At 69.2% G+C, this 13,094-nt stretch carries 13 protein-coding genes; 6 read left to right on the top strand and 7 right to left on the bottom strand.

The window, feature by feature from the left end:
- The first annotated feature begins 125 nt into the window (after window positions 1-125).
- Together ACTMTJ_RS12240 and ACTMTJ_RS12235 are read left to right on the top strand one after the other, a co-directional pair.
- On the top strand, window positions 126-1,451 hold the full coding sequence (locus ACTMTJ_RS12240; protein WP_441216302.1) for an outer membrane protein assembly factor BamB family protein: 1,326 nt from the start codon (window positions 126-128) through the stop codon (window positions 1,449-1,451).
- Window positions 1,452-1,524: 73 nt separating this feature from the next.
- The gene (locus tag ACTMTJ_RS12235; RefSeq protein WP_441216300.1) at window positions 1,525-1,980 is read left to right on the top strand and encodes an SRPBCC family protein; all 456 of its coding nucleotides are present in this window, start codon (window positions 1,525-1,527) and stop codon (window positions 1,978-1,980) included.
- Here ACTMTJ_RS12235 and ACTMTJ_RS12230 read toward each other — a convergent pair.
- Together ACTMTJ_RS12230 and ACTMTJ_RS12225 are read right to left on the bottom strand one after the other, a co-directional pair.
- The gene (locus ACTMTJ_RS12230; protein WP_441216299.1) at window positions 1,970-2,578 is read right to left on the bottom strand and encodes a histidine phosphatase family protein; all 609 of its coding nucleotides are present in this window, start codon (window positions 2,576-2,578) and stop codon (window positions 1,970-1,972) included. The two genes, ACTMTJ_RS12235 and ACTMTJ_RS12230, sit on opposite strands and share 11 nt — an antisense overlap.
- A gap of 11 nt (window positions 2,579-2,589) precedes the next feature.
- Window positions 2,590-3,768 (bottom strand): PEP/pyruvate-binding domain-containing protein, encoded by a 1,179-nt coding sequence (locus ACTMTJ_RS12225; protein WP_441216297.1) that lies wholly within the window; start codon window positions 3,766-3,768, stop codon window positions 2,590-2,592.
- A gap of 58 nt (window positions 3,769-3,826) precedes the next feature.
- Here ACTMTJ_RS12225 and ACTMTJ_RS12220 point away from each other — a divergent pair, with 58 nt between their 5' ends.
- Window positions 3,827-4,204, top strand: coding sequence for a DNA-binding protein (locus ACTMTJ_RS12220; RefSeq protein WP_441216295.1), 378 nt, complete (start codon window positions 3,827-3,829; stop codon window positions 4,202-4,204).
- Window positions 4,201-4,836 carry a transcriptional regulator gene (locus ACTMTJ_RS12215; RefSeq protein WP_441216294.1) on the top strand — a complete coding sequence of 212 codons (636 nt, stop codon included), beginning with the start codon at window positions 4,201-4,203 and terminating at the stop codon, window positions 4,834-4,836. Before ACTMTJ_RS12220 ends, ACTMTJ_RS12215 begins: the two co-directional genes overlap by 4 nt.
- A gap of 9 nt (window positions 4,837-4,845) precedes the next feature.
- Here ACTMTJ_RS12215 and ACTMTJ_RS12210 read toward each other — a convergent pair whose 3' ends face one another.
- From ACTMTJ_RS12210 to ACTMTJ_RS12195, 4 genes are all read right to left on the bottom strand, one after another.
- Window positions 4,846-5,229 carry a DUF6582 domain-containing protein gene (locus tag ACTMTJ_RS12210; RefSeq protein WP_441216293.1) on the bottom strand — a complete coding sequence of 128 codons (384 nt, stop codon included), beginning with the start codon at window positions 5,227-5,229 and terminating at the stop codon, window positions 4,846-4,848.
- 95 nt (window positions 5,230-5,324) lie between these two features.
- Window positions 5,325-6,455, bottom strand: coding sequence for a hypothetical protein (locus ACTMTJ_RS12205; protein ID WP_441216292.1), 1,131 nt, complete (start codon window positions 6,453-6,455; stop codon window positions 5,325-5,327).
- Window positions 6,452-7,546 (bottom strand): helix-turn-helix domain-containing protein, encoded by a 1,095-nt coding sequence (locus ACTMTJ_RS12200; RefSeq protein ID WP_441216290.1) that lies wholly within the window; start codon window positions 7,544-7,546, stop codon window positions 6,452-6,454. Before ACTMTJ_RS12200 ends, ACTMTJ_RS12205 begins: the two co-directional genes overlap by 4 nt.
- A 518-nt stretch (window positions 7,547-8,064) precedes the next feature.
- On the bottom strand, window positions 8,065-8,199 hold the full coding sequence (locus ACTMTJ_RS12195) for a hypothetical protein (RefSeq protein WP_441216289.1): 135 nt from the start codon (window positions 8,197-8,199) through the stop codon (window positions 8,065-8,067).
- A gap of 28 nt (window positions 8,200-8,227) precedes the next feature.
- Between ACTMTJ_RS12195 and ACTMTJ_RS12190 the strand changes: the two genes are divergently transcribed.
- Window positions 8,228-8,734 carry a GNAT family N-acetyltransferase gene (locus tag ACTMTJ_RS12190; RefSeq protein ID WP_441216287.1) on the top strand — a complete coding sequence of 169 codons (507 nt, stop codon included), beginning with the start codon at window positions 8,228-8,230 and terminating at the stop codon, window positions 8,732-8,734.
- Here ACTMTJ_RS12190 and ACTMTJ_RS12185 read toward each other — a convergent pair.
- Window positions 8,731-11,064 (bottom strand): PKD domain-containing protein, encoded by a 2,334-nt coding sequence (locus ACTMTJ_RS12185; RefSeq protein WP_441216285.1) that lies wholly within the window; start codon window positions 11,062-11,064, stop codon window positions 8,731-8,733. The two genes, ACTMTJ_RS12190 and ACTMTJ_RS12185, sit on opposite strands and share 4 nt — an antisense overlap.
- Window positions 11,065-11,236: 172 nt before the next feature.
- Here ACTMTJ_RS12185 and ACTMTJ_RS12180 point away from each other — a divergent pair, with 172 nt between their 5' ends.
- Window positions 11,237-13,093: a Xaa-Pro dipeptidyl-peptidase gene (locus ACTMTJ_RS12180; protein WP_441216284.1), complete on the top strand. Its 1,857-nt coding sequence runs from the start codon at window positions 11,237-11,239 to the stop codon at window positions 13,091-13,093.
- Window position 13,094 lies beyond the last annotated feature (1 nt).

Raw genomic sequence — 13,094 nt, 5'->3', positions numbered from 1 at the left:
GCAACGGGTGTGACGTACAAGTTCGAGGGCAACGGCGAGCTTGACCCCACCCAGGTCATCGTCTGGGCGTTCAAGGTCCAGGCCGGGAAACTGGTCCCGGACCAGGAGATCGCGAAGGCCTGACTGTGGTAGCGGCGGTGGCGGCCGGCGGCGTCATCGACCTCGGCGAGATGCGGCACGAGACCGAGGTGTCCATGCCCGAGCCACGGCGCATGCCGGTCCGGTGGCGGTTGGCCTGGGCGCTCGCCGGGCTTGTCGCGCTGGCCGCCGCGCTCGGGCCGGCTGTGCCCACGCCGGCGGCGCTGATCGAGGCCACCATCCCGGCGCGGCTGGGCGATATGACGTTCGCGACGGGTGAGCAGTTCTACGTGGTCACCTCCGACCGGGCCGAGGGGGCCGGGCCGCGGACCATCACCGCCTACGCCCTACCGGACGCCCAACGGCTGTGGCAGGCGCCGCTCCCGCTGTCCGGCGCGCTGCGCGGGGTCGGCGCCACGGCCGGGCAGCTGCTCGTCCGGACCCAGCCCGAGCTTCCGCAACAGGTCGAGACCGTCTCCATCCGGGAGGCGACGGGCCAGATCGCGTGGCGCCGCCGGGCACTTTTCGAGGGTATGACGCCGGTGCGTGGTCAGGTGCTGCTCTGGACGTCGCCGGACGGCACGCCCACCGCCAGCACCGGGCAGGACACTCTGGAGGCCGTCGACCCGGTGACCGGCGCGGTCCGCTGGTCCTACCGGGTGCCGAACGGGGGATGGCTCTCCTACCGGTACGCCGGCCAGGCACTCACCCACGTTGTCACGCTCCTGCCCGCGGGGCGGGTCGAGGTGCGCGACGCCGAGGATGGGCGGATCCTGTCGGCCGCCGACCTCCTGCCGCCACGCCCGCCGTCGGTGCCGGCGACCTACGTGCAGTTCACCGGCGACCTGATGCTGGTGCGCCAGGAATCGATGGTCACCGCATACGACCTGAACGGCCTCGACCGGCGGTGGACGGCCGCGGTCGACCTGCCGACGGAGTACGTCCCGGACTGCGGCGACACGCTTTGCGTCACCTCCCAACTCGGCGGCGTGCGCGTGCTCGACCCCGCGACCGGTCGGACGCTGTGGTCAGACCCGACCCGGACATATGCCGGCCGGTCCGGCGGCCACCTCGTGGCGGCGGTCCGCACTCGGGACGGCCTCACCGACCTGACCGTGCTCGATCCGGAGACCGGCCGCACGGTGGAACACCTCGGCGTCTGGACCCTCATCAGCCCGCCCGGCGCCGATGGCAAGCTGATCGGGATGCGCACCGACCTGGCCACCTCGCGCGCCTGGCTGGCCCACCTCGACCCGGCCAGCGGCAGGGCGCGCTTCTTCGGCCTGGTCGGGGGCGTCACCCGCGACTGCGAGGTACAAGCCGGTGCGGTCATCTGCCGCCGCCTCGACGCCACGATCGGCGTGTGGCGCTAATCCCGCCGTACGCCTGCGCTTAATCCGGTAAGGGACGGGAAACGAGCGGAAACGGCTTCGAGAGGGGAAGGCGATGCCGCGGAAATCGAGGATGTTCGGCACATCGCCGGAGCGTGTGTTCGCTGTGCTGGCTGACGGTTGGACCTACGCCAGCTGGGTCGTCGGTGCGTCGCACATCCGCGATGTCGACGACGGCTGGCCCGCCGCGGGGACCCGGATACACCATCAGGTCGGACCGTGGCCGCTGCACGTCAAAGACACGACCTGGGTACACGCGGTCGTCCCAGGACGGATGCTCGAGCTGCACGCCAGGGCTTGGCCACTCGGGGAGGCGATGGTCCGATTGGATCTCGAACCGGTCAACGGGGCGACCCGAGTGACGTTGACGTACGACCTGATCGCCGGCGTCGGCCGGTTTGTGCCGCACCTGGTGCAGTCGGTCCTGCTCGGTCCGCGCAGCACCGAGATGCTCAGCCGTTTGAACGACATAGCGGTACGGCGGCGCGTAGGCGGGCAGGTCATGGCCTGACGGCGTCCGGAAACCCGGTCCAGCGCAGGTCGGCCGGGAGGTGGCTCATGTCGTTGAACATGATGACCGCGGGTGGCAGGCCGGCGCGGCACTCGATGACGGTCAGGCCCGTGTTGGCGCTGTTGAGGCCGAGCCACCGGGATGGCGGCGCCTCCAGCGCGTGACGCACCAGCCAGGCGACCTGGTACGCGTGGGTTATCAGCACCTCGTGGGTGTCCGCCGGGTGCGTGGTCGGATCCAGTGCCGTCGTGAAGCGGGCGACGAGGGCTTGTGCCAGCCGGTGCCCCGAGGCGGCTTCGGCGTCGTCGTACCCGTCGAAGAAGGCTGTCCAGGCCGGGTGCCTTTCGGCCACGCTGGGCACGTACGGCACGTGGTCGACGAGCTCGACGGCCTCGGCCACGGGCACGTGGGGTAGATGTCGGGCGAGTTCGTGCGCGGTGGCGACCGCGCGCGGCAGCGGCGAGTGCCATACGGCGTCGACGGGGATGCCGGCGAGGCGTTCGCCCAGCAGGTTCGCCTGCTGGCGCCCGGTGTCGGTGAGCGTACCGAACGCGTCAGCCGAGCCGTGGCGGGCGAGATAGAGGTGTCGAGTTCCCATGAGGCCTCCCATCAGGAGATGGTCACGGTGCCGGTGGTGCCGTCGATGGTGATGGTGGCGCCGTCGTGGAGCGTGGTGGTCGCGTTCGCCATGCCGAGCACGGCGGGGATTTGACGCTCGCGGGCCACGATCGCGGCGTGGGAGAGCACGCCACCGACTTCGGTCACGACGCCCGCGGCGAGGCGCAGCAAGGGCGTCCAGGCCGGGTCGGTGTAGCGGCAGACGAGGATGTCACCGGAGCGCACGCGGGCGAACTCGCCGGGACCGCGGACGACCCGCGCCGTGCCGGTCGCGATCCCGTGGCTGCCAGGGATCCCGGCCAGCGTGGCGGCCGAGGTCGTCGAGGCGCCGGACGGTGGTGGCGGCGGAGCGGCGGTGACCGGCCGGGCCTGAAGCAACCAGATCGTCCGGCCAGCGATCGCCCACTCGATGTCCTGCGCACCACCGAGCACGGCGGCGACCTGCTGCCCGAGCCGGGCGAGCCGCACGGCAGTCGCGTCGTCGAGCGAGGGCTGGCGCCGGGCGGCGGTGGGCACGTCGTGCGCGACGAGGCCCGTGCCGCGCCGGTCAAGGCGGGTCCTCTTGTCAGCCACGGTGCGGGTGACCAACCCGCCCTCCGTCACGCGGTAGGCGTCCGGAGTGACCGTGCCGCCGACGACGCTGGGGCCGAGGCCCCAAGACGCCTCGATCCGGGTCACGCCGCCCGGGCCCGTGGGGGTGAACATGACCCCGGAGACATCTGCGTCCACGTGGCACTGGACGAGGACCGCCATCGCCAGAACGCCGGCCGGTCGGTCGTGGCCGACCGCGTCCCGGTACGCGACGGCGCGGTGCGAGTGGAGCGAGGCCCAGCAGGCACGCACCGCCTGCACGACCGCACCGATGCCGTACACGGCGAGGGTGCTCTCGTGCTGGCCGGCCGCCGACGCCGCGGCCGTGTCCTCGCCCACAGCTGACGAGCGCACCGCGACCGGCGGATCGCCGAGCGCTTCGAGCGCGCGACCGAGGGCCTCGAGCAGGCCGGGGTCGAGTGGGCCGGCCTCGATCGCCCGCCGTGACGCGTCGCGGTACGCGCTGAAGGGAATCACGAAGCCGTCGGGCACCGGGAGGCCCGTGCGAAGGAGCACACCGAGGACACCCGCCTTGCCCCCGCAGGTCCCTACATCCGCGTCCGCGAGCGGCACGATCATCCAGACACCCTTCAACGAAGCGTTGACAACAATTTGTTGATTGTGCAGGATCGGCGGCATGCCAGGCAAGGAAGACGCCGATCACGCTCAAGCACGCCGCGAACAGGACGCGACCAAGCGCCTACTGGGCCTTGGCGCGAGTGCGCTTGACGCCCGCCCGTGGCGACCCGCCCCCGTCCCGCCGTCGGCGGTCGACCTGACGCACTTCGCGCTCTGGCGCGCCGCCGACCTGGCCGCGGGAGACATCCTGAGCGCGCTCGCTCTCCTGCCGGCGGCGCGTGCCGAGATCGAAGGGATCGAGGCCGGCCTGCTGTTCGTGGCCCGCGGTGCGGGTCTCACCTGGGCGCAGATGGCGGAGGCGATGGGGTTCAACTCCCCGCAGGCGTGCCAGCAGCACTACACCCGGCTGACGGCACGGCAGGAGGCTGACTCGTGACTCACGAGTCGCCGCTTGAACTGCTGGTGCTGCACGCGGTCCGCATCACGGGGTTCGCCGACACTCCGGTGATCGCCCGGCGGTTCGGGCTCGACGCCGCCGAGACCACCGAGATCCTGCTCGACGCCGAGGCACACGGGTGGGTGACCCACGCCGCGTTCGCCGATGTTGGAGGCTGGTCACTGACCGAGTCCGGCCGTGCGGAAAACGAACGCCAGCTGGCAGCCGAGCTGGCCCGCGCCGGGGCGGCGGAGGAGGTTCGCGAGGTCTACCGCGAGTTTCTCCCGCTGAACGCCCGCCTACAGCGCGCCTGCACCGACTGGCAGCTCCGGCCGACCGCCGGCGACCGGCTCGCCGTCAACGACCACACCGATCCCGCCTGGGACGCCGGTGTCCTCGACGAGCTCGCCGCCATCGACGCCGCCCTCGCCCCACTCGCCGACCGGCTCGGACACGTCCTCGCCCGGCTGGGCGGCTACCACAGGCGATTCGCGGCGGCACGACAGCGCGTGCTCGCGGGCGAAGGCGGCTGGGTCGACCGCACCGACGTCGACTCCTGCCACCGCGTCTGGTTCGAGCTCCACGAAGACCTCATCGCGACGCTCGGCCTCGATCGCACGGCGGAAGCCTGAACGCCGACCTCAGGCGCGGTCGAGTGCGCGTTGCAGTTGGGCCTTGGTCATGGTCGACCGGCCCTTGACGCCACGGCGCTGCGCCTCGCTGTAGAGCTCGTCCCGGGAACGGTCGCCGCGGCGTGCCGCCGCGCGTTCGGCCTTCGTCGGGGTGCGGGGCTTGTCGGACGACTTCATCGTCGCGGTCGGCTTGCCCAGGTCTTGCCAGCGCTTCGCGGTCATCTCCACGCCGAACTTGTCGGCCGCCTTGCGGATCCGCCGGAACGCTTCGCGCCGCTCGTCGTCCGTCACGTCCCGGACCTGATCGAATCGGGCGATCGCGTTGCGCACATGGGACGCGTCGTTGAGTGGCTCCTTGCGTACCCGGGGAAACGCGTAGGCGCTGTCTGACATCGAGTTGCGCTTGGCGGCGTCTAGCTCGCGTGTTGCTCGTTTCGCAGCCATAAGCGGGACCTACCCCGGTCGGGTGGGTTCTATGCGCTCGGGCGCTATCTGGTGAGCGCTATGTGGGCGGACAGGCCGAGGTGTTCCAGCGCCTTACGCGGCGTCAGCCCGGTCGGGAGGTGAAGCACGTAATCCCGCCACGTCTTACGGTCCGCCTGCCAGGCGTCCAGGTACTCCACGCAGAAGGCCGGGGTGATGAGCTGCCGCCGGCCCTGGGCCGCTTTGAGCGCTTCGACCATCCGGATCTTGTCCTTCGGATGCATGTCGAGCCCGGGCACCTTCTCCAGGACGCGCTGGATCAGCAGGTAGCGGTCGTGGAGGAAGCCGCGCCAGAACTCTTCGTCGGCGTCGGCCAGCGACTTGCCGTCGTCGAGGAGGGCATAAACGCCCTCTGCCAGGCAGTCGCCCAGCTCCTCAGCCCGCGCGCGACGCGGATCGGAGAAGGGGTCGAACTCCTTCTGCGCCACCTTGCCGGTGACCGCTACCCGGCCGAATCCGGTGTCGTCGAGGAGGAAGAACCAGTCTTCGTTGTAGATGTTGGGGAAGAACGAGGTGGATCGGCCCGGCACCGCCATCGCCCCGCCGCCGACGAAGCTGTCCTGGTACTCGCCCACGGCGCGGTACGCGTGGCAGACGACGGAGTTGTCGGGGAAGCCGACATTCTCCAGGCCGACAGCGCTGTAGCTCGACAACAGGGCGGCCGCCGAACGCATGTCATCCGGGCGGATGTCCGTGATGTCGTCGTCGAGAAACACCACGTTGTCCCACCCGACCATGCGGGCCAGGGCGAGGCCGAGGTTGCGCTTGAGGCTCACGTCCGTCGACCGGGCGAACTTCGTGCCGGCCAGCAACACGGACGTCTTGAGCGGTATCTGGCCCGAGGCCTCGGGCACGTCCGCCGCGATCAGAGTCGCGTTCATGCCACGCGCCTCGCGAAACGCCCTGTCCGCGTGGGCCCATTTGCTGCACAGGGCGACGACCGGACAGCCAAGCTCCATGGCCAGGCTCATCGCGTCTCTGAGATAGGCCGACGGGCGTGCCGTCGGGACGAGGATGGCATCGACATGGGCGTAATCGGCTGAGACGACAGGGTCGAGCAGCAACGAGTGAGAGGGGTGGTGGCTGGGCTGCCCAGACGCCGGATTCGCGTCTGTGTCGACCAGGGCAGTTGTCATGTGGCAATCCCTACCCACTCGTGCAGCCGGGTGTCGGCCTCTGTCCAATCTGGAGTGACCACCGTACCCGCCGTCACCTTCGCACGGGCCAGAATGCTGTACGTGGCTCCGTCTGGCACCCGCGAACGGATGAACTCGGCGTTGCGGTCCCGGAAGACAGCGTCAGTCAGGGTGCGGACCGCGGCGTATGTTCCGCGCCCGTACATGCCGTTGCAGATCGTGACGGTCAGTTTCCGGTTGTGCGGGTTGGGTCCGCGGACGAACTGTGCGACATCCTCGACGAGGACCGTGCCGCCCTTGTTCTTGAACACCGGCTCGAAGACGCGGCGCCGACCGTCCTCGTCGACCGCGAAGGCACCCGTGTCACGGTCGCCCTCCCGGGCTACTTGCGTGACGGGCACACCAAGAAGCTCCACCATGTCGCGCGTCAACGGATTCCAGTCCACGCCGCCCAGAAGCACCAGGTGCTTGGTGAGATCGTCGCGATCTATGACATGGTCCGGCTCGGCCAGATGGAAGGTCACCTGGCTACGCGGATTCGCCGCCCGCACATGCCCGTACAGCTCGACGAGCGCGTCGAGGTCGGCGTAGTTGTACAGCTCGATGTAATCCGGGCTGTGCGGGTTCGTGTACGACTCGTCGGCTCGCAGCTCCGGCGGCAGGGAAGCACAGATGATCGTCACCGGCGCCCCGTCAGGGAAGTGCCACGGCCCAGTGTTGAGCGCGGCCGTTTGGGCACCCGGGCCGTTGTCACTCACGATGCCGGTCGCGCTTGCTCGCAACGCGGTCAGTTCGCGAAGCAGCTCTTCTCTACGGGCGCGCTCCGACTCTGTCAGGTCATCGATGTCGATCAGCCGTGGCCGGCCGCCGTCCATCGAGCGCGTCGTCGAGAAGAACAGGGCATAGTGCTCCAAGTGCTGCGGTGGGGGAATCGTCAGCTTCTTCAGGCTTTCCCACGAAGAGATCAGCGGGACGCTCACTCCGAACGCCTTGGCCAGGACGGGTTGAGTGACGGCTTGGCTCCACTCTTCAGTCCGCAGTCTCCGGAGGCGCCGGGCGAGGGCAGTAGCGTTGTCGGCTTTCGTCGCCATCGGGGCCCACCTCCTCCAGTAAAGTTCAGCCTGCTACTGAAGCCTGCTCCACCGTGTCAATAGCGCCGACCTACGACTCCTACTTGGTTAGCAGCGCATGAGGCATGACTAATACCGCATTTTCCTCGATATGGTGATTCAAGGGACAGCCGACAAGTAAGGTAACGCTTGATTCAGTGGTTCACTGAAGTTTACTCTGAAGATCCAAAGTTTCCTGGACTTCACCAAAGTCCGCTGAGGTACCGGGGGATCATACCATGATCTTCAGCCTCTTACTACGCGGAAACGTCGTCGCGTCAGCGGCAAGAGCGCCGCCACGCATCGATCATCGACTACTCCCGCGGAGCACGCGGGGGTCGCCACGGGGACGGATCACGCGACGAAAGACACCCCCGGATCGCGGCCAGGGGTGTCCGGAACGGCAAGGCCCCTGCTCAGGATGCCGAGGAACTCGCCATGCCAAGCCTAGCCCCATTCAACCCTTTGTTGGGTCACCTTTTTGACGCAAGTGCCCCCCATCAGCGTCCGCAACCGCGTCCGACCACCGGTTCGGACGCGGCCGCCCTGACCGTCGTCGCACTGGCGATAGCTTTGGTGATGCTGGTGTGGATGGCGTGCCTGCTGTTGGTCATCGTCTTGATCGTCTCGGCCACCTAATCCATCGAGAGGAATCATTAGGTCGTGAGTGATGACGAGGACCTTGACATCCGCTACGTCGACTCCGAGGACCTGCCTGAGCTCGGACAGGTCCTCGGTATGACGCATGCGCACTTCTACCGGGCCCGGCTCGCTCGGCGCGGTGTAGTGCTGTCCGCCTGGCGAAAAGACGAACTCGCCGGCGCGATCCTCGTCTCCTGGGAGCCGGCGGACGAGCCGGAAATCCGACTGCACCTGCCCGGCGTTCCGCTGCTCTACCGGCTTCAGGTGCGCACCGAGATGCGCCGGCGCGGGGTGGCGACCGCGCTGGTGCGAGCGGCTGAGGAGTTGCTGATCGGCCGCGGCCACCACGCGGTGGCCTCGGGCGTCGACCGGCAGAACGAACCCGCCGTCCAGCTCTACCGGTCGCTGGGTTTCGAGCAGTGGGCCCACGGCGAGATCACAACAGTCCGCGAGCACTACGACGACGACGGCCGGCTGGTCACCACACCGGACCGATGCCTGATCTTCGTCCGGCCGCTCTCCGCCTAGCCGAGCGTGAACCTCTCCCAGGTGCCGATCGCCGTGCGGCCGGCGAGCAGCGGCTTTGTGCCCGCGCCCTCCGCCGCGACGTAGCGGTCGTTGACCACCGCCTTGAGGCTCACCGAGCCGTCGCTGTTTTGGACCATCGTGAACCGTTCCCACCCACCGACGGCCACCCGCCCGGCGAGCAGCGGCTGCGTTCCGGCGCTCTCCGCGGATACGAATCGGTTGTTGGCGCGGGCGAAGAGGGCGATCTGGCCGTTGCCGAGGTCGACGATGTCGAACCGCTCCCAGGTGTTGGCGGCCGGCCGGCTCGCGATCAGCGGCTTGGTGCCGGCACTCTCGGCCGATACGAAGTTGCCGTTCGCGTGGGCCTTCAGCGTGCGCGCGGCATCCGTGAGCCGCACCTGGTGAAACTTCTCCCACGTGCCGATCGCGGTGCGGCTGGCTATCAGGAACGGGGTGAACGCCGGTTGGAGGCTCACGTACCGGCCGTTGTACTTCGACCGCAGGCTGATGCTGCCGTCCGCGTTGCGGATCAGGGCGAACCGCTCCCGCTCTCCGATCGCCACCTGGGTGATCCCGAGCGGGTCGGTGTCGGTCAGGCCAGTCGTGACGTAGCGTCCGAGCGACCGAGCGAAGAGGGCCACGTCCGCCTGGCCCGCGTCCACGAGGTCGAAGTGGCCGGCCGCCGTCACACCCGCCTGGCTCGGTTCGAGGGTCGGATACTCGGTGTTCGTGGCGACGTACTTGTGGTTGTAGAGCGACAGCAGGCCGAAGCTGCCGATGACCGGCAGCATGCTGATCGAGGTGTCCATCTGGCCGGACCGGCCGTCGGTGTCGGTCACCTTTATGACGATCGAGTAGCGGCCCGTCTGGGCATAGGTGTGTGTGATGACCGGCGAGGTCTGCGTGACGACCGAGCCGTCACCAAGCCTGAACTCGTACGAGGCGATCGGCGCGATGCCCGGCTGGGTCGCGGAGGCGTCGACGGTCACCGTGCGCGTGGCGACGTTCAAGGTGGTGTCGGACCAGACCACCGGGACGCGGATGTTCTCGACGGCGCCGCGGTCGGCATACGCCACCGGGCCGGTCCCCACGTTCGGCATCGCCGGGTCGTCGATCCGGGCCCGGCCGGCCATGTCGGTCGCCCGGTATCCGGGCGCCGCCGAGTTGGCCGAGTCGGTGTTGTCGCGGGTCTGGCCCATGGTCTCTTTGTCGTGCGCGGCCTGCCCGGAGGCGGTGCGGAAGGCGGCCATGCTCATCCGGGTGCCGTTCCACGCGTAGATCCTCGGCGACTTCGCCTCGCTGTCGCCGTGGTTGGCGTTGTTGTAGTCGACCGTGGTGCGCCCGACGGCGCCGTCGAATACCCCGATCTCGAAGCCGTCGGTGGGCACGCCCGCGCACTGGGACTGGCCGTAGTTGAAGTTGAGCTGGAGCACGTTGTTCTGCACCGATACGCCGGACGAGGCGCCGTCGACCCGGATCCCGCCGCGGCAGTAGGCCGTGACCGAGTTGTTGGTGATCGCGGTGCCGGTGGCGCCCCTGTTGTGGATGCCGTAAGTGCTGCCGAACTGCACCAGGTTGTTGGCCACGACGGTGTCGACGGCCCCGGACTCGATCGCGATCGCGGCGCCGGTGAAGCCGATGACGAAGTTGTTGACGATCGTGTTGGCCGGACCGGCGACGTCGATCCCCACGGCCCCGGTGATCGGCCCCGACCCGGGCTGAGAGAGTTCGAGGTGGTCGACCGTCACCCCGGAGGTGGCGGCGTCGAGGCTCACACCACCGCCGGCCATGCGGCCGTTGACGGTGATGTTCCTCAGCCGTGAGTTGGTCACGCCGGCGAGCCGCACGGGCGGCACGGTCGTCGCGTCGTCCACGGTGAGGTTGCCGCCCTCGACCGTGATGGCCGACGAATCGCGGATGTCCAGCACCGGGACGTCCCTGGTGCCGTACGTCTCGATATTTCGGATCCTGAGGTCGTGCTGGCCGTCGATGACGAACCCGGCCGTCGGCCCGGACATGTGGACGCCGGCAAACAGCTGAGCCTGGAAGGTGATCGGCTCCCCCGGTGCTCCGGAGGTGGCGACCGTGACCCGCTCGGCGTACCGGCCGGCGCCGATGTCGACGGTCTGCCCGGCGGCGACGACCGCGGCTGCCGCGCCGATCGTGCAAAACGGCTGCTGTGACGTGCCCGCGCCGCTGTCCGAACATGTGGAGGACGCCTGGCGGACGTACAGGGTGGTGACGGCGGCCTCCGCGGGAGCCGCCGCACCTACGAGGGTGCCGCCGGTCAGGGCCAGCGCGGTGATTCCGGCACGAAGCGATAAGCGCATGCTGCCCTCGTGTGATCAAGGAAGGGGAACCGGATAACACCACACGGATCCCGGTGTTCACAACTGCGCGAACGTGCAAACAGTCCCGCTGCCACCGGCGAGAGGTAGACGCCCGGTACATCCGTCGATATGTTCTGGGCCTCCATCAAAAGTGGACACTTCGGGGGTTCTCATGCCGCAAGCTCGACATCTGCTCCTCGCCAGCGCCGCCGTCGCCAGTGGACTCGTGTTCGCCGCGCCGGCGAGCGTGGCCGCCGCGCCGGCCGATTCGCCGCCGAAGATCGTCGTCGAGGACGGGATGACCCAGCCGGTCTTCTCGTTCGCCGACGCGATCGAGGAGCGGGTCTACGTGGAGACTCCGCTCGACACCAACCACGACGGCAAACGTGACCGGGTGGCGATCGACATCTCCCGGCCCCGGGAGACGGCCACGGCCGGCTTCAAGGTGCCGGTGATTTTCGAGCACAGCCCGTACCGCAAGGGTGTCTGGGGCGACGTGCCGTATCACAGTGTCCTGGTCGACGAGCTGCCCCAGAACGGTCTGGGCGACCGCGCCGGGGCGCGGTCGGCGGACGCCGGCGTCCAGGCCGCACAGGCCAAGGCCGACCTGCCCGGCTCGCTCGACAACTACTACGTGCCGCGCGGATACGCGGTCGTGCTCGGCCAGAGCGTCGGCACCGCCGACTCCGACGGCTGCTCGACCAGCGGAGACTCGGCCGAGACCCTGGGCACCAAGGCCGTCATCGACTGGCTCAACGGGCGCGTCAGGGGATGGGACGCCAACGGCGCCCCGGCCAGGGCGACGTGGACCACCGGCGCGGTCGGCATGACCGGCGGCTCGTACGCGGGCACCCTGCCGAACCAGGTCGCCACGACCGGCGTCGAGGGCCTCAAGACGATCGTCCCGGTGGCCGCGATCAGCAGCTGGTACGACTACTACCGGGCCAACGGGCTCGTCGTCGCGCCCGGCACCTTCCAGGGCGAAGACCTCGACGTGCTGGCCAAGTTCACCGCCGGGCAGGCCCGCTCCGAAGGAGACTGCGCCGACGAGATGGCCACCATCACGACCAAGCAGGACCGGGTCACCGGCGACTACTCGCGGTTCTGGGCCGAGCGCGACTACCTCGACGCGCGCCGGGTCAAGGCCAGCGTGTTCGTGGTGCACGGGCTCAACGACTGGAACGTCAAGACCGAGCACTTCGGCGGCTGGTGGGACCAGCTCACCAAGTGGCACGTGCCGCGCAAGATCTGGCTGCACCAGGGCGGGCACAGCAGCCCCAGCGGAGTGCCCGTCACGCTGCCGAACGGCAAGGCCTGGACGTACAAGCAGACCGAAAACCGGTGGTTCGACTACTGGCTCTGGGGTGTCCGCAACGGCATCATGAGCGAGCCGACGGCTGTCGTACAGCGGGAAAACCTCGCGTACACCACGTACCGCAACTGGCCCGACCCCGGCGCCCGCGACGTGGCGGTGCGCCTTGCCGCGCCCGGCTCGCTGACCACCGGCAGGACCCGCGGTGACGTCGAGCAGTCCTTTGTGGACGAGGGTCGCACCATCCACCCGGACGCCCTGGTCGCCAACCCGGACGCGGCGAGCCCCAACCGCCTCGCGTACACCTCACCTGTACTCACCCGCGACGTGCGGCTCTCCGGGCGTCCGGAGATGCGGCTGCGGATGGCGATCGACAACAAGCCGGACGCCAACCTGACCGCGTACCTCGTCGACTACGGTCCGGCCGGCTCGACCGCCGCGCCGTTCGTGGTCACGCGCGGCTGGATGGACCCGCAAAACCGCAAGGCCGCCAACCGCAGCGAGCCGGTCCGCACCGGCAAGCTGTACGACTACCGCTGGACCATGCAGCCCAAGGACTACGTCTTCCCAGCCGGCCACCGGATCGGGGTCGTGGTCTTCTCCACCGACCAGGAGTACACGCTGCTCCCGCTCGGCGGCACCCGCCTGCGGGTCGCGCCGCACGACAGCGAGCTGCACATCCCGGTCGTCGGCGGGCGGCGGGCGCTCGGCTTCTGAC

The sequence above is a fragment of the Phytohabitans sp. LJ34 genome (assembly GCF_052068095.1).
GTDB lineage: Bacteria > Actinomycetota > Actinomycetes > Mycobacteriales > Micromonosporaceae > Phytohabitans.
Note: the sequence above shows the minus strand (reverse complement) of the source record. Positions and strands in the feature narration are given on the sequence as shown.